Here is a 16,283-nt window from a genome sequence, read left to right as displayed (position 1 = left end):
GCTCAGCTTGCCCCCCGGCGAGCGGCGTTGCCGTATGAACGATTCGGAATACATGGCCCTGGCGCTGGCCGAAGCGCAAAAGGGCGTAGGCCGCACCAGCCCCAACCCGCCCGTCGGTTGCGTCATCGTCCGCGACGGTGAAGTGGTGGGGCGCGGCTTTCACCCGAAGGCCGGAGAAGCCCACGCCGAGGTCTTCGCGCTGCGCGAGGCGGGCGAGCGGGCCAGGGGCGCCACCGCTTACGTGACCCTGGAACCGTGCAGCCACTTCGGGCGCACGCCCCCCTGCGCCGACGCCCTGATTGCGGCGGGGGTGGCCCGCGTGGTGGTGGCGGCGGGCGACCCCAACCCGCAGGTGAACGGGCGCGGACTGCAAAAGCTGCGGGCGGCGGGCATCACCGTGGAAACGGGCGTGCTGGAAACCGAAGCCGAGGCGCAGCAGGCCGGGTTTCGTTCGCTGGTCACGCGGGGCCGTCCCCACGTCGTCTACAAGTACGCGATGACGCTGGACGGCAAGGTCGCCGCCCTGAACGAGGGCAACGGCCCGGTGAGTGGCCCCGAAGCCCGCGCCCGCGTGATGGCGTGGCGGAACGAATGCGACGCCATCGCGGTGGGCGCCCGCACCGCCCTGCTCGACGACCCGCAGCTCAACGTGCGCGGTCTGGAAGGTGGACGCGACCCCCGCCCGGTGCTGTTCGACCCCGAAGGCCACGTTCCCCCCACCGCCCGCGCCATCCGCGAGGGCACCGTGCTGGTGCTGCGCGAGGGCCGCGCCGCGCCGCTGGAAGGTGACCCGCGCGTGACCGTCCTCCGCGCCCACTCGCTGCCGCACGCGCTGGAACAACTCGCCGGGCTGGGCATTTCGACCCTGCTGCTCGAAGGTGGCCCCACCCTCGCCAGTGCCTTTTTCGAGGCGGGTTTGATCGACGAACTGCGCGTCTTTGTCGCCCCCAAACTCCTCGGCGCGGGCCTCTCGCCGCTGCTGTCGCCTGTGCGGAGCATGCACGCGGCGCAGGGACTGGCCGTGCGGAGCGTGGACGTGCTGGGGAACGACGTTTTGATTGTTGCGGATGGCCGATGGCAGAAGGCAGAAGGCGAAAGCTCTTATACGGATTCCGCTTAATTCCTGCACAGTCGGGAAAGCGCCGCCTGTGCATCCATATCGCAGAATCCGTATTTTTTCCTACTCGCATCCGCTCTGCTGCGCAGCTTTGCAAGTCGGATTGAATCTGAAACTACCAGATTCAATCGGAATCCGTATTAGCCATCTGCCATCTGCCATCCGCCATCTGCCGCACCGGAGGTGCGAATGTTTACCGGAATCATCGAACAAATTGGCCGCGTCACGCACGCCGCCGAACAAAATGGCAACCTCACCCTTCGCATCGCCCCCGCGCAGATGTGGCCCGACCTTCAACTGGGCGAGTCCATCGCCTGCGGCGGCACCTGCCTGACCGTGACCGGCTGGGACGACCAGAGCTTCAGCGTTGACCTCTCCAAAGAAACCGTCAGCAAAACCGCCGACCACTGGCAAGTCGGGCGCGAACTCAACCTCGAACGCGCCATGACCGCGCAGGCCCGTTTCGGCGGTCACATCGTCAGCGGGCATGTGGACGGGGTGGGCGAACTCCTGGAGGTGCGCGAGGAACCCGGTGCCTACACCATGCGCGTGCGGGCGCCGCGCCACCTCGCCCGATACCTGACGCCCAAAGGCAGCGTCACGGTGGACGGCGTGAGCCTCACACTCGTGGACGTGGGCGGCCCCGCCGGAAGCCGCAGTGAGTGGCCCGCCGAGGAGTTCACCCTCTGGCTGGTGCCGCACACGCTGGAAGTGACCACACTGAAGCACTGGCGGGCCGGTACGCGGGTCAATCTGGAGGCCGACCAGGTGGCGAAATATGTGGAGCGGCTGCTGGCGCTGACGGGTGCAGAAGGCGGAAGGCAAAAGGCAGAAGGCCAAGTAGAGGGGCAAGCATGAGCGACTCCATCAACCATCGACCATCAACCATCAACCTCTCCGACATTCCTACCCTCCTTGCCGAACTCCGCGCGGGCCGCCCGGTCATCCTCGTGGACGACGAAGGGCGCGAGAACGAGGGCGACCTGCTGATGCCTGCCGCGACCGCCACGCCGCAGTGGGTCAACTTCATGGCGCGGGAGGGCCGGGGGCTGATTTGCGTGACGCTGACCCCCGAGCGTGCCGAGCGCCTCAACCTGCACCCGATGGTGGGCAGCAGCACCGACCCCAACGGCACGGCGTTTACCGTCAGCGTGGACCACAAGACCAACTCCACCGGCATCAGCGCCTACGACCGCGCCGCCACGATTGCCGCGCTGCTCGATGACACGGCGCAACCCGCCGATTTCCGCCGTCCTGGGCACATTTTTCCGCTGGTGGCGCGGCCCGGTGGGGTGCTGCGCCGCGCCGGACACACCGAGGCCGGGTGCGACCTCGCCCGCCTCGCCGGGTTTGCGCCTGTGGGGGTCATCTGCGAAATCATGGGGGACGACGGCGAGATGAGCCGCCTGCCCGACCTGCTGGCCTTCGGGGAAAAGCACGGGTTGAAGGTGGGCAGCATCGAGGCCCTCATCGCCTACCGCATGGAGCACGACCCTTTCATGGAACAGGTGGCGCAGGCCCAGCTGCCCACCCGGTTCGGGGACTTCCGCATCGTGGGCTTTCAGGACACCCTCAGCGGGGCCGAGCACGTGGCGCTGGTGATGGGTGACGTGACCCCGGAGCCGCTGCTGGTGCGCGTGCATTCCGAGTGCCTGACCGGAGACGCCTTTCACTCGCTCAAGTGCGACTGCGGCCCGCAACTCGACGCGGCGATGGAAGCCATTGCCGCCGAGGGCCGGGGAGCCGTCATCTATCTGCGGCAGGAAGGCCGGGGCATCGGCCTGCTCAACAAAATCCGCGCCTACGCCTTGCAGGACGGCGGGGCCGACACCGTGGAAGCCAACGAACGCCTCGGCCTGCCCGTAGACGCCCGCGACTTCGGCATCGGGGCGCAGATGCTGCACCTGCTGGGCGCACAGAAACTCCGCATCCTGACCAACAATCCGCGCAAACTGCACAGCCTGTCGGGGTTCGGCCTCGAAGTCGTGGAGCGCGTGCCGCTGCATGTGGGCGAAGACCCGCACAACGCGGGGTATCTGAAGACCAAGCGGGAGAAACTGGGGCATCTGTAGACGGTGGGCCGTAGCAGGGAGCCGCTTTATCAGCGGTTTCCTGCTTCTCCTTTCTCAAGTCTTACAGCAGAAAAATTTCACCGGATTTATGCGACGGGGGACCCCCATTTGCACCTTGTCAGCAAGGCAAACATCCTGTCAAATAAGAATCATGACGACGAGGTTAAATCAGTTCGGGGGGTGGAGACGCGGCGGCGCTGGGTTGCTGCTCGCTGCGGCGCTCTTTGGTGTTCCGGCGGCGGCCCAGGGCTTGCCCGCACCGCTGCCTCAGGTGCAGCTGGCGCCGCAGGTGGCACAGGCCCGGTTCGCGGTGCTGATTCCCGAGGTGATCCTGCGGCGGCCCGTGCCCGATCCGGCAGCGGAAACCGAGATCATGCGGGCGCTGATCGGCACCGGCTACCGCGTCGTTGATCCTGGCACCCAGAAGCGCAACGCCGAACGCAACCTGCTGCGCGGCCAGGATCTCAGCGCTCTACCGGACCTCAAGTCCCGGCTGGACGCCGATTATCTGGTCACAGGTGAAGCTTTCGCCGAGGAGTATGGCCGGGTCGCCGGGGACCTGCGCGGTTACACGGCGCGGCTTGAAGTCAAGGTGATTGATCTCGCCAGTGGTCAGGTGGTCTTTAGCGAGGCTTTCCAGGGCAGTGGCGTGAGCACCACCGACGCCGTGGCCGGTAAGACGGCCCTGATGAATGTCGGGCGTCAGGCCGGGCAGAAGCTGCCTGCGCTGCTCAATCAGGTGCTCCAGGGTCAGACCGCCGTGGCGCAGCGGGCCTATATGGTCCGGATTCTTACGCCTGCCAGCTTTACGCAGGTCAGGGCACTCTCTACCCGCCTGAAGGCTGCCGGAGCGCGTGAAGTCATGGTCCGCTCGGTGGACGCGGGCGGTGCCCTGCTCGAAGTCGTGGCCGATGGCGACGCCTCCGATGTGGCGACCCTGCTCGAAAGCCAGGGCCTGAGCGTGACCGGCCTGACCGGCAATGAAATCTCCGTCCGCTACTAAGTAGGTCGAAGTTAATCTTTAGATTGACCGAGCGAAGCGAGTACCCGAAAAAAGTACGTCGAACCGGAAATGAAGCGTTTTCGGTTCTGTTCTGAAAATGCGAAATGTTAGGTTCGATGTACTTAACAGTCCCCGGACGCCGCCCTCCCCACCCGCTCTGCCGCTTGTCCCCAGGAGAACTCTATGAAAAACCTGCTGATCGCTTCCGCCCTGCTGTTTTCCGCCTCCGCCCTCGCCCAGACGGCTGCGCCCGTCGCCCCCGCCACTCCGGCCCCTGAGACTCCCGCGCCTGTGACCCCGGCCCCCGCTTCCGCCGCGCCCGTGTCCGTAAGCCCGGCGCTGCCCAAGCAGGTGCACATCGTGGTGGGTGACTTTCAGTGCGGGTCCTACAGCTGCAACGGTCAGGTGCTGGCCGACGCCCTGACCAACGCCCTGATGCAGTCGGGCCGCTTCGCCGTGTATGAGCGGGCACAGCTCAAGCAGGGCCTGAATGAAGGCTTTATCGGTGGTGCCGATGCCGGAACCCAGCTTCAGGGTGCCGACGTGCTGGTGCTGGGCACCGTTTCGGCCTTCGGGCAGAACGCTGGCGGCGGCAACGCCTGCTTTATGGGCGTCTGCATGGGCGCCAAGACCGAGCGCATCACCGCCAACCTCCGCATCTTCGATGTGAAGACCAGCCGCATCATCGGCACCGCGCAGGTCGAAGGTCTGAGCACCGGGGCTTCCGGCTCCCTCAGCATTGCCGGTCTGCAACTGGGCGGCAGTCACAGCAGCGGCATGGACAAGGCGATTGCCGTGATGCTGAACGACGCCGTGCAGAAGCTGACGGCCACCATTCCGGCCCCCTATTACCGCTGAGTTTTCGCCCTTGCCTCTGGCCCGCCTCACCGAGGAGCGGGCCAGTCTCTTGTTCTCTATGCTGAGAAACCCGTGGCAGGTAGCCTGCCCTGAACATTTGCCGTTTCCAGGAGACTCCATGCAAAGAATCGAAGCCACCCTTCTCGCCCACGACCTCAACTTCGCCATCGTCTCGACCCGCTGGAACCACCTCATCGTGGACCGACTGGTGGAAGGGGCCGAACTCGCCTTCGTGCAGCACGGGGGCAAAACCGAGAATCTCGACCATTACCTCGTTCCCGGCTCCTACGAAGTGCCTCTGGTTGCCCGCAAACTCGCCGAGTCGGGCAAGTACGACGCCGTGGTGTGCCTGGGGGCCGTCATCAAGGGCGACACTGACCACTACGACTTCGTGGCGGGCGGCGCGGCCAACGGCATTCTGAACACGTCGCTGCACACCGGCGTGCCCGTGGCGTTCGGCGTGCTGACCACCGATACGGTGGAGCAGGCCCTGAACCGCGCCGGCATCAAGGCAGGCAACAAGGGCGCGGAGGCGGTGCTGGCGATGATCGAAACTGCCAACCTGCTGCGGCAGATCGGGCACCCAAATAAATCGGGCGCTGAGCAGGCATAAAAAATCCGCCCTCTCGGACGGTGATAAGAAAAGAATAGCGCCGTATACAGCCGCTGTCAACCCTATGCGGGCGGCCTGAGACACCGTGGCAGAGGGCGGGATTCTGAGGCGAGGGGAGAAGCGGGCGGGGGACGTGCCTGCTTCTCCCCTCCGCTTGCTTTCCTCTGTCTGCCTTCCGGCTCGCTGCGCTACCCTACGGCGCGAAAAGCAGCGGCACCCGGTGGTGCCCGGAGGAACAAGAATGCTGATTCTGGATGAAATGCAGGCGCGCGGCCACGAGAGCCTGAAGCTGCTGCACCACGCGCCGAGCGGGCTGCGCGGCGTCCTGGCGGTGCACTCGCGGGTGCTGGGGCCAGCCATCGCGGGCGTGCGGCTGCGCGAGGGAGACGAGGAACTGGCGGTGCGCGGCGCCCTGGCCCTTTCCGAGAGCCTGACGCTCAAGGCCGCGCTCGCCGGGCTGAACTACGGCGGCGGTGCCTGCGTGCTGCTGATGCCCGAAACCGGGGTGGAAGACCCGCACGCCCGCGAGGCGCTGTTCCGGGCGCTGGGGCGGCAGGTGCAGCACATGAACACCCGCGTGGTGCTGACCGAGGACATCGGGGTCACGCCCGCCGACATCGCCTTTGTCGCGCAGGAAACGCCCGCCACGCTGGGCATGAACACCGATACCAGTTCGGTGACCGGTTACGGCGTCTACCGGGGCATGAAGGCGGCGGCCAAGCACGCGCTCGGTGCCGAGAGCCTGCGCGGGGTGCGGGTGGCGGTGCTGGGGGTCGGCGCGGTGGGGCGCACCCTGGCGCAGCACCTCAGCCGCGAGGGGGCCAAACTGACGGTGGCCGATTTCCGCCCCGACCGGGCGCGGGCGCTGGCGGAAGAACTCGACCACGTGACGGTGGTGTCGGTGGAGGAACTGTTCGACGTGCCCTGCGACGTGCTCGCGCCCTGCGGCTACGGGCACTCCATCCCGAGCGCCGAGGTGCCCCGGTTGCAGTGCCGCCTGATCGCGGGCGGCGAACACCACCCCCTGACCCGGCGCGGCGAGGAGGCGGTCAAGGAAGCCGGCATCCTGTACATGCCCGACTTCGCCATCAACTCGGCGGGGCTGATCGCGGCGGCCACCGGGGTCAACATGGACCAGGCCGGGGAGCGGGTCTATCAAACGGTCAGCCGCATCATGAGCGTCGCCACGCAGTACGGCAAGCCCCCGCACGTGGTCGCCCGCAAGATGGCCGAGCGCCGTATCGACCTGATCGGCAGTCTGGTGCACGTGTGAGCGGTCCCGGAACACCCTTCGTCATCGGGGTGGCGGGCGGCTCGGGGTCGGGCAAGACCACCGTGACCCGCCGGGTCATCGAAACCGTGGGCACGGGGGGCGTGGCGGTCCTCAACCAGGACAACTACTACCGCGACCAGTCCGATATCCCCCTCCAGTCGCGGCTGCACACCAACTATGACCACCCCGCCGCCTTCGACTGGGCGCTGCTGCGCGAGCAACTCGGCGCGCTGCTGGCCGGGGTGCCCATCGAGATGCCCGAGTACGACTTTACCCAGCACACCCGCGCCGACCACACCACCCGCGTGCTGCCGGGGCGCGTGGTGGTTCTCGAGGGCTTTTTTGCCCTGTACGACGAAGAAATTCGCTCTCGCATGGGCCTGAAGGTGTTCGTGGACGCCGACGCCGACGTGCGCTTTATCCGCCGCCTGCTGCGTGACACCCAGGAGCGCGGGCGCACACCCGAGAGCGTCATCGAGCAGTACCTCGGCTTCGTGCGGCCCATGCACCTGAGTTTCGTCGAGCCGACCAAGCGCTACGCCGACGTGATTATCCCGCACGGCGGCATGAACGAACCCGCGCTGGAGATGCTCGCCGCCCGCATCCGGGTGATGGCGCAGCGCGAGTAGGCGAGTCGAGCAAGGGGGCCACATGCGCCTTTGGTTTGATGTGCATTTCATTCAAGTCGGCTTAGAGCATTTGACAGAAAAAGCGTAGCGTTTCTGTCCGAGCGGAGCGAGTGAATTTCGACGAGCAGGATGGAGAATGGAGCGAGTGGCGGTGCTGTTTCCGACGCACGCGGAATTCGGAGAACTGCTCTAGGATAGGCGGCGTGACCGATTCTGTTCGCTCCTCTGCCCCGGCCGCGCCGACCGGCTCCGGTGGGCCGGGTCTGGTGCCGCCCCCCAACTGGCACCCCCGCACGCCGCTGCTGCTGGGGCTGGTGTTTCTCTCGCTGATTCCGGCGCTGATTCTGACCTTTCAGCGCGTGCAGTTCGAGCAGTCGCGCAAGGTCACGGCCCTGGTGATGGACTACCCGGCGCTGGTCATTCAGGCGCGGCGCTACGGCCTGGAGCCGCAGGCACTGCTCGACAGGTACAAGGCGCTGGGCGTCAACGGCATCGCCCTGTACGAAGACACCATCGCCAGCTTGCAGCAGCGCGGCGAAGTGCTGCTGAAAAACGGCTACGACCTCGCCGACCAGTTTCCCGGCGCCCCGGTGAGGCCCAACGCCGTGTACATGCGTTCGGTGGTGCCCGGCGTGGCCGAGGCGCTGCCTGCCCGCTACACCATGCCCACCAGAACGGTCACGGTGGGCGGCAAAGCCTGGATCGAGTGGCCCACCGACCCCAGCTACCTGCCCGCCGGTCCCAACCGGGCGCAGGTGGCCGAGTTCCAGCGGCAGGGCATGGTCCTCGTCTACCGCCCCTACAACGACGAGGCGCGGCCCATTGCCCAGGTCGGCACCGACTGGCCCGACGTGCCTTTCGTCGCCTTTACCGACGACGCGGTCATCGGGGCACGCACCCCCGAACTGCTCGAACAGGTGGACCGGGCGATGGGCAAGCGCATTCCGGCGGTCATCGAGGGCAACATTCAGGACGGCCTGGAAGACCTCGTGCTCTCGCACGGCGGCGTGCGTCTCTTTGCGCTGGCCCCGAGCTGGCAAAACCAGTTGACCCCCGAGGAAATCGCCAGCAAGTACAACCTCGCCGCCCGCGAGCGCAGCCAGCAACTGCTGTACCTGCGCCCCTTTCCCACCATCAACGAAACGGGCGACATGCTGACCCGCCTTCAGGGGCTGCTGAACAATTCCGGCATCAAGGTCGGCCTGCCCGTGACCACCACCTTCGAGCCGAATCCGCTGCTGCGCTGGCTGAGCGTGGTCGGGCCGCTCTCGGCGCTGCTGCTCGCGGGCCTGAGCCTGCCCCTGCGCCGCCTGGGGCTGCTGGGGGCGGCGGGTACGCTGCTGCTGTGCCTGGGCCTGAACTACGCCACGCCGCTGGCGGGCTTCGCGCTGGTCGCCGCCGTGACCTTCCCGGCGCTGGGGCTGCTGCTGCGGCGCTCGCGCGTCACCGACTGGTTTATCGCCACGGGCCTGAGTCTGGTGGGCGTGGTCTTCGTCTCGGCGCTGGGGGCCACCCCGGACTCCATGCTGGGGCTGCACCCCTTCCGGGGCGTGGGCCTGACCCTGCTGCTGCCGCTGGCGATGGTGGCGGCGAGCTTCCTGCCCAAACAGGACATCCGCAAAACGGTCAGCGACGTGTACAACGCGCCCATCAAGCTCGGTGACATCGCCGTGATGGGCCTGGGGCTGGCGCTGCTGGGGCTGGTGTTCTCGCGCCGGGGCAACGCGACGGGCGGCAGCGTGACCGAGTTCGAGGCCAGCCTGCGCCAGAACGTGCAGGACTCGATGGTCCGCCCGCGCTTCAAGGAAGTCGCCGCGCACCCGCTCGCCATTCTGGGTCTGAGCGGCAAGCTGCCCGGTTACTTCAGCGCCCTGATGCTGCTCGGCGGCGCGATGGGGCAGGCGAGCATCCTCAACACCTTTTCGCACTTCCACACGCCGTTTCTGATTTCGGCCATTCGCTGTTTCCTGGGGCTGGGCCTGGGCCTGCTCATCGGTCTGGGGCTGGTGTGGGCCTTCGGCAAGGTGCTGGAGCTGTGGAACGCGCATGGCGAGCCGCGCCGGGTTCGGGCATGAAGGCCGTCATCAGCGGCTACTACGGCTTCGGCAACACCGGCGACGAGGCGATTGCCCTGGCGATTACCCGCGAGCTGAAAAAGCAGGGCATGGAGCCGCTGCTGCTGTCCAACGACCCGGCGCAGAGTGCCCGGCTCTATGACTGTCAGGCGGTGCCCCGGATGCAGCCGCTCGACGTGGGCCGCGCCCTGCTGCGCTCGAACCTGCTGCTTTCGGGCGGCGGCGGCCTGCTTCAGGACAAGACGAGCAGTCGCACCCTGACCTATTACCTCGCCATCATCCGTATGGCGAAGCTGATGGGCAAACGGGTCTTTGTCTTTAACCAGAGCGTCGGTCCGCTGAGCGAGGCCGGGCGACGGCAGGTGCAGCGCAGCCTGCGCGGGGTGGACGTGATCGTGCGTGACCGGGGCAGTCTGGAACTGCTGACCCAGCTCGGCGTGCCATCAAGGCTGGGCGGCGACCCGGCGCTGCTGCTGCGGCCCTCGGGGGACCTGACACGCGACGTGTCCACGGTGGTGATTGCCCCGCGCGGCGACGTGACCGCCAGCCTCGACCCGCTGCGTGAAGTGGCGGCGCGGCTGCGGGCCAGGGGCCGCCGGGTGGTCGCCCTGAGCTTCATGCCCGGCCACGACGACGAAGCCGCCCACAGCCTCGGAGCCGACGAGGTCATCAGCACCCAGGACCCGCAGCTCGCGCTCGACACCATCGCCCGCAGCGGCTTTGTCATCGGGGTGCGGCTGCACGCGCTGATTCTGGCCGCCGCCGCCGGGGTGCCGTTTGCCGGGGTGGCCTACGACCCCAAAGTCCAGGGCTTTTGCGACGACGCCGGGGCGCGGGTTCACCCGGTGTCGCCCGACCCGAGTGTGCTGGCGACCCACGCCTACGAGCGGGCCACCCCCGACTGGAGCGCGGTGGAAGACATGAAGTTCCGCGCGATGGAAAGCTTCGCCTGGCTGTCGCAGCGGGGTCGGTCCTAAAAGGTGGGCGCAGAGGGGCGGGTGCAGAAGGCATGAGTGCAGTGCTCCGTCTCTTCGACCCTCCTCCGCTTCGGGACACGCTTTGCCGCTGAGTTTCGCGCTTCCGGCTTCACGCCCTGGCCGAAAGACTTACGGGTTCTGACTAACAACGTCCCCAGGCTCCCGTGCCGTCGTTGCCCGCTGGGACGGGAACTATTGCCCCAACATGAAGGCGTGCGTCCGCTCCGGCGTGGTGCCGAAACGGTGAGAGGCCGTTTCTTAAGGTGCCTTCATGCGTCTGCCCCTCACCGCGTTCCTGTCCGTTTCCGCCCTGCTGCTCGCCTCCTGCGGGGGTGCGCCCGTGCCCCCGGCCACCCTGACGGGCGTGGCGACTCCGGCCCTGGGTGCCCAGAGCGTGCCCGGCGTGCGTCTGCCCCCGGCGGGCACGCTGGCCTGGGACTGGCAAATCGGCGCGGAAACCGAAGCGAAAGTGGCGGTGCCTGCGGGCGTCACCCTGATGGACCTCGACGGCTTCGAGACCTCGGCGGCCAAAGTCGCTGAGCTGAAGGCGCAGGGCATCTACACCGTGTGCTACCTCAACGCAGGCAGCTACGAGAGCTACCGCCCCGACTCGGCGGAGTACCCCGAGTCCCTCAAGATTCAGACCGACCCCAACTGGCCCGACGAGAGCTTCGTGGACATCCGCGACGTGTTCCGCGAGGGCAGCGTGCTGGCGGGGATCCTGGACCGCCGCCTCGCCATGTGCGCCGACAAGGGCTTCGACGCGGTGGAACCCGACAACCTGCAAAACGACCAGAACGTGACCAGCGGCGTGATTACCCGTCAGGACCAGCTCGACTTCAACGGCTGGCTGGCTGACCGCGCCCACGCGCACGGACTGGCGATTTTTCAGAAAAACGGCCCCGACTACGTGCTTCAGGCCGACCGCCAGGGCCGGCTGATGGTGGACCTGTTCGACGGCACCCTCAACGAGAGCTGCCAGCGTTACAGGGAATGCGGCCCGCTGGCCGAGTACGTCCGCCGGGGCAAACTCGCGCTGAACGTGGAATACCGCAAGGCCGACCTGAACTGCGCGGCGATGAACAGCCTGGGCGTCAATTCGATATTCAAGGACCTGTATCTGGTCGGCAAGCTGCAAAAGGCCTACAAGCGCGTGAGCTGCACCGGCTGAGCCACATCCCCTGAATGACCTGCGCCCCCGGCCTGAAGCGCGCGGGGGCGTTCTTTCTGTGGGTTCAGCCCTTCAGCCACTGCTCCAGCCAGCCGAAATACTCGTTCAGGCGCGTCAGCCGTCTATCGGGGCGGCCCGAGCGAGAGAGTTCGTGGTCTTCGCCGGGAAAGCGCACGAAGCGCACCGGAACCCCCAGCTTGTGCAGCGCGGCGTACCACTGCTCGGCCTGCTCGATGGGGCAGCGGTGGTCAAGGACCGAGTGGATGATGAGGGTCGGCGTCTCGACCTGCTGCACGTATTTCAGCGGCGACATCTCCCACAGCCGCAGCGCGTCGTCCGGGCGGGTGAAGTCCAGCCCCAGTTCGTCGTCCCAGAAGCGCAGGCCGATGTCGGAGGTGCCCGCAAACGAAATCAGGTTGCAGATGGAACGGTCGGTGATGGCCGCCCCAAAGCGGGTGGTGTGCCCGGTGAGCCAGTTGGTCATGAAGCCGCCGTAGCTGCCGCCCATCACGGCGGTCTTTTCGGCGTCCAGGCGCGGCACCGTCTCCAGGCAACTGTCGAAGAAATTGAGCAGGTCAGCGGCGTCCACCGTGCCCCAGCGTCCGTGAATGGCGTCCACCCACGCCTGCCCGTAGCCCACCGAGCCGCGCGGGTTGGAGTAGCACACGCCGTAGCCCCGCGCCGCCATCAGTTGAAACTCGTGGGTAAAGCCGTAACCGTAGTCGGTATGCGGCCCCCCGTGAATGTTGAGCAGCGCCGGAACCTGCGCCTCCCCCTCCGGCAGCAGCACCCAGCCTTCGCCCTCGCCGTGTTCGGTCTGAAAGGCCACGCGCTGCGGCGTCTGCACCGCGAAGGGAAAGCGGGCGTGCAAGTCGGTCACGCGCTTGCCGTTCAGTTCCACCTCGGGAAAGCGGGTGGCCGACTCCCGAATCAGGGCGACGCCGTGTTCGTTGGCGGTAAACGCCGAAATGACGCCCTGCGGGTCATGGTCGTGCGCCCTGACCTCGCCGCCGAGGGTCGCCGTGAACAGGCCCACGCTGCCGCGCACGGTGGAGGAAAACAGCAGCCGCTCGCCGTCGAGCCAGGCGGGCCGCTCGGGCATGGCCCCCACATGGCAGTCGCCGCCCACCGCGCCGCCGACCGGGTGGTCGTGGCCTTCGTCCAGGCGGCGCACCTGCTCGCCGTCCACCAGATACAGGTGCGCGTGTTCGGTGTTGCCCTGTCCGGCAGGGCGGCCCACCAGTGCAAACCGCTTGCCGTCGGGGTGCGGGGCCAGGCCGTGCGCCGCCGAGTTCCAGTCCAGAATCTTCTGCGGCGCGGCGGGTGCGTCGGCGGTGGGCCGCGGCAGGTCGTACACGTCCTGCTGCCACTGGCTCGCCTTCCAGTGGTTCCCGCTCTGGGTCAGCAGCACCCCCCGCGAGTCGGGCCACCACGCCAGCGCCCCGATGCCGACCTCCGGCGCGTACCACTCGCGCAGCTCGTCCTGCTCCACGTCGTAGAGCCACAGCGCGGCGGGCTGTTCGGGCAGCCAGTCGGCCCCGTTCGCCCGGTACACGGGCCGGGTAATCACGCGGGCCTCGCCGCGTTCGTCGCGCTTGTCCTCCCGGTCGCCCCCGGTGAAAAAGGCGAGATAACGCCCGTCGGGACTCCATTGCAGGCCGCTGACGCCGTTTTTGAAATGCGTGACCCGCCGCGCCTCGCCCCCGCCCAGTGGGAGCAGCATCAGCGCCGCCTTGACCTCGCCCACGCTGCGGACGAAGGCGAGCGTCTGGCCGTCCGGCGACCAGCGGGGGGACGAGTCGCCGCGCCCCGTTTCACCGTGCGTCAGTTGCCGCGCCGCGCCGCCGTCCGAGAGCCACAGGTGCGAGCGGTAGCGCGGGCGGGTGAAGTCCGGGTCGGGCTTTTGCCGGTCTTCTTCCTCCACCTGCGCCAGCACGAAGGCCACCCGCCCACCGTCGGGCGAGACTTGCGGGTCGGAGGGAAAAGCGAGCGCGAGCAGGGTCTCCGCACCGGGCACGGTGGGGCGCGGGGCCGTTTCCGAATTGTTCATCCGGCGTAGTCAAGCACAACTGCGCCGCCCGTGCCGAATTACACTGGGTCCATGAATTTCGAACAGGCCCAGCAGGAAGTGAACACCCTCTCCAAAAAACCCGGCAACGACGTGCTGCTCAAGCTCTACGCCCTCTACAAGCAGGGCAGCGTGGGCGACGTGGAAGGCAAGCGTCCCGGCGGCTTCGACTTCGTGGGCGGCGCCAAATACGACGCCTGGGCCGGGCTGAAGGGCAAGACCCAGGAGCAGGCCCAGCAGGAATACGTGGCGCTGGTCGAAGAATTGAAGGCGAAAGACGGGCAGTAAGTCCTTTTCGACTTCGGCAGAGCGGAGGCTTCCTGCGGGAGGTCTCCGCTTCTGCTATTCCGCCCCCAGAAAGGAATCCAGCCCGCGTGAGATGCCGCGCGCCTGCACCTCTGGCCCCAGGCTGCCCGCGAAGCCCAGCACGGCGAGGGTGCAGCGCTCGCCCTGCTCGCTGATGCCCTCGGCAGCGGCTTCGGACAGCAGGCGGCTGAGGTCGCGGGCGAGGCGGCGATACCGTTCGGGCGTCAGGTGCAGCGTGAGCATGTCGGCGTGGGTGGGGTGGGGAGCATCCGAGGGAAGAGGCGGAGACGGCACGAGGTCGGCGGGGCGCTGTGGGGTTCCGAACCCGAACACGTCCTCCTCGCCCGCTCGCGTCTGCGCCCAGCATTTTTCGTAGGCCCGCAGAAAGCCCGCGCTCAGGCGCTTCATGGTGGCCTCGCCTGGAAGTTCGCCAGCGGGGAGCAGATGACTCGGCACTCTAAATTCCCAGGTGGCGAGCTGGTAAAAAAGTTCCGATTGATTCGGTGCTTTTCCGAGACAATCCGAGCGGATGCGAGTGGGAAAGAAAAGCGTTCCGGGCGTGGAGTCTGCAAGGCAGTTCTGTTCTGGCTTGGGTAGTTGGGTGGAACTATGACCGACAGGGGTTGAAAAGGGAGCGCCCGGAGTCTATCTCTTGTCATTCCCCAAATTAGGTGCGAGCTAACTTATACCCCTCGACATAGACCTGAAGCATATTCATTCCCTCCCACAAGGCCTGCCACCCTGGCAGGCCATCGCTTTTTCGGTTCATATGTCCTCCCAACCTTCCCAATGCCAAAATGACGTCCTGCACAGTCTTCAGTTGCCGTTTCAAAACCTTGCTCAGCACCTGAAGTTCGACGGCACTCAACCCAGCGCTCTGAGCTGGATCATTTGGGCGTTCTCGTGAATCCTCGCGTAGCGCGAGTAACCTTGTGGCCACCACACTCATCATCGAAATCATGGCTTTGAGACGCTGACCCGCTTCCAACTGGAGCCGCTCTGCTCCCAGGCCCGTCTTCAACCCTTTATGAAACTCTTCCACCAGCCAACGGGCCTGGTACTGAAGCGCCACTTCGTGCGCTTCCTCAAAGGTCTCAATGTCGGCATCCGTGAGCAGCATCCATTCCAACGGTTCTTTCACGTCATCCGAAGGCTTTTCTGCCACACGAACAATGCTGACCCGTATCCCTTCCTGACGAGGTTTACCTTGACCACCCGCCATTGGTGTCGGCCAAAGGTACGCACGAACAACACTCACTTCAACGTGTGCAGCACGTGCTTTCTGACCTTTTCTCCCTCGAAGGTCTATGGTGTAACTTCCAAGCGGCGAGGCAGCCCTGGCTGCCTCAAAGACATGCCCAATGCACTCCCGTGTGCGGGCATTCGGATCAAGAAGCCGCCGGTTTTGGGCTGCCCTGACAACGAAACCCTGTCCTTGAGCGATGACGCCACGCATAAAGACCTCAATATCTGCCCCTCTGTCACAGACTCTGACCCATCGAACGTCTTGGTCGTCCGGCCCTTTTCCGATGCGTTCAGTTGCTCTTGTCCACAACGCACTTTCCTTGTTTTCCCGCTGGCGTCGCTCAGCGTCGCTCTCTGACGCTGTGGGTGCGGGTTGCCGGAGGTAATACTCCTGATCGAGTATGCCCAGAACCTGAACGGGAAGCCGTTGCCCACTTTGCTGATGGGGTTTTTGCCATTTCACAGCAAGTGTCGTGTGGAGGGTAAACCCCTGCCGAACCGGGGATCTGAGATCCCCGGTCCGCCCAAGGCCGGGAGTCTCCTGATGTCGTGACCAGATGAATTCGCTGCTGTCTTCAAGCAGCAAGAAGGTTCCTGCCTGCCCCAGTGCTGCGCGTACATGGTTGCGGTGAGGTGTTTGAAGGCGCTCAGGGGTTGCCTCCTTGCGTGACATGAAGGTATACGCCGCTTTGACATCTGCTCTACGGTCAAAAAGCTTGGGGATGGACTTCCCGGATCGGGAAGCCATCCCCTGCGCAATGCGTACTGCTCGTTGATTTCTACGCCGATCTCCAAGATCCACAGCACCAAAGTGCTTCAGTGCCCATTGCTCTGCCTGTAGCGGGTGAAAGGTCGTCACCTACATAGACTGCCTCA

At 66.2% G+C, this 16,283-nt stretch carries 15 protein-coding genes; 12 read left to right on the top strand and 3 right to left on the bottom strand.

The genetic code is table 11. The features are described from left to right. Positions 1 to 34 precede the first annotated feature (34 nt). The 11 genes from ribD to G6R31_RS10560 all read left to right on the top strand — a co-directional run bounded on the left by ribD (position 35) and on the right by G6R31_RS10560 (position 11,788). Entirely contained in the window at positions 35 to 1,120 is a 1,086-nt protein-coding gene (gene ribD / locus G6R31_RS10610; RefSeq protein WP_017871306.1) for a bifunctional diaminohydroxyphosphoribosylaminopyrimidine deaminase/5-amino-6-(5-phosphoribosylamino)uracil reductase RibD, read from the top strand. 186 nt (positions 1,121 to 1,306) lie between these two features. After that, positions 1,307 to 1,975 (top strand): riboflavin synthase, encoded by a 669-nt coding sequence (locus G6R31_RS10605; RefSeq protein WP_017871307.1) that lies wholly within the window; start codon positions 1,307 to 1,309, stop codon positions 1,973 to 1,975. Beyond that, complete coding sequence (locus G6R31_RS10600; protein ID WP_017871308.1) at positions 1,972 to 3,189, top strand: bifunctional 3,4-dihydroxy-2-butanone-4-phosphate synthase/GTP cyclohydrolase II; 1,218 nt, start codon at positions 1,972 to 1,974, stop codon at positions 3,187 to 3,189. The genes G6R31_RS10605 and G6R31_RS10600 overlap by 4 nt, the downstream gene beginning before the upstream one ends. A gap of 151 nt (positions 3,190 to 3,340) precedes the next feature. Further along, on the top strand, positions 3,341 to 4,192 hold the full coding sequence (locus G6R31_RS10595; protein ID WP_152423737.1) for a hypothetical protein: 852 nt from the start codon (positions 3,341 to 3,343) through the stop codon (positions 4,190 to 4,192). Positions 4,193 to 4,375: 183 nt separating this feature from the next. Further along, on the top strand, positions 4,376 to 5,050 hold the full coding sequence (locus G6R31_RS10590; RefSeq protein WP_017871310.1) for a CsgG/HfaB family protein: 675 nt from the start codon (positions 4,376 to 4,378) through the stop codon (positions 5,048 to 5,050). 118 nt (positions 5,051 to 5,168) lie between these two features. Next, the gene (gene ribH / locus G6R31_RS10585; protein ID WP_017871311.1) at positions 5,169 to 5,663 is read left to right on the top strand and encodes a 6,7-dimethyl-8-ribityllumazine synthase; all 495 of its coding nucleotides are present in this window, start codon (positions 5,169 to 5,171) and stop codon (positions 5,661 to 5,663) included. Positions 5,664 to 5,904: 241 nt separating this feature from the next. Beyond that, complete coding sequence (locus tag G6R31_RS10580) at positions 5,905 to 6,936, top strand: Glu/Leu/Phe/Val dehydrogenase family protein (protein WP_017871312.1); 1,032 nt, start codon at positions 5,905 to 5,907, stop codon at positions 6,934 to 6,936. Beyond that, positions 6,933 to 7,565 (top strand): uridine kinase, encoded by a 633-nt coding sequence (gene udk, locus G6R31_RS10575; protein WP_025567460.1) that lies wholly within the window; start codon positions 6,933 to 6,935, stop codon positions 7,563 to 7,565. Before G6R31_RS10580 ends, udk begins: the two co-directional genes overlap by 4 nt. 203 nt (positions 7,566 to 7,768) lie before the next feature. Further along, positions 7,769 to 9,640 (top strand): DUF5693 family protein, encoded by a 1,872-nt coding sequence (locus G6R31_RS10570; protein WP_229659292.1) that lies wholly within the window; start codon positions 7,769 to 7,771, stop codon positions 9,638 to 9,640. Continuing rightward, on the top strand, positions 9,637 to 10,617 hold the full coding sequence (csaB, locus tag G6R31_RS10565) for a polysaccharide pyruvyl transferase CsaB (RefSeq protein ID WP_017871315.1): 981 nt from the start codon (positions 9,637 to 9,639) through the stop codon (positions 10,615 to 10,617). Before G6R31_RS10570 ends, csaB begins: the two co-directional genes overlap by 4 nt. Positions 10,618 to 10,888: 271 nt before the next feature. Then, a complete protein-coding gene (locus tag G6R31_RS10560) occupies positions 10,889 to 11,788 on the top strand; it encodes an endo alpha-1,4 polygalactosaminidase (protein WP_017871316.1) in 900 nt (299 codons plus the stop codon). 64 nt (positions 11,789 to 11,852) lie between these two features. On the opposite strand, the gene G6R31_RS10555 is transcribed toward G6R31_RS10560, so the two are convergent. Then, a complete protein-coding gene (locus G6R31_RS10555) occupies positions 11,853 to 13,838 on the bottom strand; it encodes a S9 family peptidase (protein WP_017871317.1) in 1,986 nt (661 codons plus the stop codon). A 51-nt stretch (positions 13,839 to 13,889) separates the two neighbouring features. On the opposite strand from G6R31_RS10555, the gene G6R31_RS10550 reads away from it, so the two are divergent. Beyond that, a complete protein-coding gene (locus tag G6R31_RS10550; RefSeq protein WP_017871318.1) occupies positions 13,890 to 14,144 on the top strand; it encodes an acyl-CoA-binding protein in 255 nt (84 codons plus the stop codon). Between the two features lie 54 nt (positions 14,145 to 14,198). Here G6R31_RS10550 and G6R31_RS10545 read toward each other — a convergent pair whose 3' ends face one another. Both G6R31_RS10545 and G6R31_RS10540 read right to left on the bottom strand, forming a co-directional pair. Continuing rightward, positions 14,199 to 14,570, bottom strand: coding sequence for a hypothetical protein (locus tag G6R31_RS10545; RefSeq protein ID WP_017871319.1), 372 nt, complete (start codon positions 14,568 to 14,570; stop codon positions 14,199 to 14,201). 259 nt (positions 14,571 to 14,829) lie between these two features. Next, positions 14,830 to 16,266 (bottom strand): IS4 family transposase, encoded by a 1,437-nt coding sequence (locus G6R31_RS10540; RefSeq protein WP_081608361.1) that lies wholly within the window; start codon positions 16,264 to 16,266, stop codon positions 14,830 to 14,832. Positions 16,267 to 16,283: the final 17 nt, after the last annotated feature.

The organism is Deinococcus wulumuqiensis R12, assembly GCF_011067105.1.
In the GTDB taxonomy this organism is placed as follows: Bacteria; Deinococcota; Deinococci; order Deinococcales; family Deinococcaceae; genus Deinococcus; species Deinococcus wulumuqiensis.
This window is presented reverse-complemented; position numbering and strand designations above follow the sequence as displayed.

Excerpts from the sequence above, each read along its gene's own strand:
- G6R31_RS10590 (WP_017871310.1), top strand. The coding sequence starts at position 4,376 with ATGAAAAACCTGCTGATCGCTTCCGCCCTGCTGTTTTCCGCCTCCGCC.
- csaB (WP_017871315.1), top strand. The coding sequence starts at position 9,637 with ATGAAGGCCGTCATCAGCGGCTACTACGGCTTCGGCAACACCGGCGAC.
- G6R31_RS10605 (WP_017871307.1), top strand. The coding sequence starts at position 1,307 with ATGTTTACCGGAATCATCGAACAAATTGGCCGCGTCACGCACGCCGCC.
- G6R31_RS10560 (WP_017871316.1), top strand. The coding sequence starts at position 10,889 with ATGCGTCTGCCCCTCACCGCGTTCCTGTCCGTTTCCGCCCTGCTGCTC.
- G6R31_RS10595 (WP_152423737.1), top strand. The coding sequence starts at position 3,341 with ATGACGACGAGGTTAAATCAGTTCGGGGGGTGGAGACGCGGCGGCGCT.
- ribH (WP_017871311.1), top strand. The coding sequence starts at position 5,169 with ATGCAAAGAATCGAAGCCACCCTTCTCGCCCACGACCTCAACTTCGCC.
- G6R31_RS10600 (WP_017871308.1), top strand. The coding sequence starts at position 1,972 with ATGAGCGACTCCATCAACCATCGACCATCAACCATCAACCTCTCCGAC.
- G6R31_RS10555 (WP_017871317.1), bottom strand. The coding sequence starts at position 13,838 with ATGAACAATTCGGAAACGGCCCCGCGCCCCACCGTGCCCGGTGCGGAG.
- G6R31_RS10580 (WP_017871312.1), top strand. The coding sequence starts at position 5,905 with ATGCTGATTCTGGATGAAATGCAGGCGCGCGGCCACGAGAGCCTGAAG.
- G6R31_RS10545 (WP_017871319.1), bottom strand. The coding sequence starts at position 14,570 with ATGAAGCGCCTGAGCGCGGGCTTTCTGCGGGCCTACGAAAAATGCTGG.
- G6R31_RS10550 (WP_017871318.1), top strand. The coding sequence starts at position 13,890 with ATGAATTTCGAACAGGCCCAGCAGGAAGTGAACACCCTCTCCAAAAAA.
- ribD (WP_017871306.1), top strand. The coding sequence starts at position 35 with ATGAACGATTCGGAATACATGGCCCTGGCGCTGGCCGAAGCGCAAAAG.